Genomic DNA, 1068 nt, shown 5'->3' on the forward strand with positions numbered 1-1068 from the left:
TGCCGCCGCCAAATCCGGAGTTGAAGCCGGAGTTTTGGCTTTGACCTTGGCCGTAGCCGCCAAATCCGCCGTTTTGCTGACGGCTTTCACGCTCACGGCGTGATTCGAGCAGTGAGAAGTTGTCAACGACGACTTCCGTCACGTAAACTCGCTGGCCGTCCTTGTTATCATAGTTTCTGGTCTGGATCCGGCCCTGGATGCCCACCAGGCTGCCCTTGCTGGTAAAGTTGCAGAAATTCTCCGCAGACTTGCGCCAGATTACGCAGCTGATGAAGTCCGCTTCTCTTTGGCCTGATGCATTGGTAAACTGCCGGTCAACGGCTAAAGTGAACGTAGCAACCGAGATTCCGCTCCCAGTAGTACGTAATTCAGGATCACGTGTCAAACGGCCAACAAGTACAACGTTATTGATCATACTTATTTCCTTCCTATTCCTGTATTACGGAAAACTACAATTACTTGTCTAACTTGACAGTCATTGAGCGCAGAACTGAGTCGTCGATCTTGCTCAAACGAGCAAATTCGTTGACAGCAGCAGCGTCGCTGGCCGTGAAGGTCATGATGTAGTAACTGCCTTCACGATACTTTTCGATTTCATATGCGAAACGACGCTTGCCCCAGTCCTTGGCTTCAACCATTTCGCCACCATTGTCAGCGATCACCTTGGTGTACTTGTCAATAATGGCCTTCTTTGCTTCATCGTCAACGTCTGGCTTGATGATGTAAGTAATTTCGTACTTGGTTGTCATGGACTATTGCACCTCCTTTTGGACTAAATGGTTCTTGCTAAAATCAAGAACAAGGAGTAATTGATCTAATTACTCGCAATGCCTAATTTTAGCACAAAATAAAAAAATTACCAAACATTTTTTACACGTGACCGGGATTTTCTCCCAACAACTAGTACGTCAAAAAGTCTGGTAATTTTTTATTTTATTTCAACTTGTTTTTTCTTTTTGAAAAAAGTCCGCCTATGCTTCCGGCTCGCTTTCGCCTTCAGCCGCGTCCTCGTCGTCTTCAGCCGGCACGACCGCCATGCTTGCCACGGCGCTGCCGTCAGCCACCTTG

The 1068-nt window shown here is 47.4% G+C and carries 2 protein-coding genes; both read right to left on the reverse strand.

The genetic code is table 11. The annotated features are described in order from the left end of the window. The coding region (ssb, locus tag lacNas_RS01145) for a single-stranded DNA-binding protein (RefSeq protein ID WP_201331599.1) at positions 1-415 on the reverse strand (415 nt) is incomplete at its 3' end. A 40-nt stretch (positions 416-455) separates the two neighbouring features. After that, complete coding sequence (gene rpsF, locus lacNas_RS01150; RefSeq protein WP_201331600.1) at positions 456-749, reverse strand: 30S ribosomal protein S6; 294 nt, start codon at positions 747-749, stop codon at positions 456-458. Positions 750-1068: the final 319 nt, after the last annotated feature.

Origin of the sequence: Lactobacillus nasalidis (assembly GCF_016587775.1) — a bacterium.
Taxonomy (GTDB): Bacteria; Bacillota; Bacilli; order Lactobacillales; family Lactobacillaceae; genus Lactobacillus; species Lactobacillus nasalidis.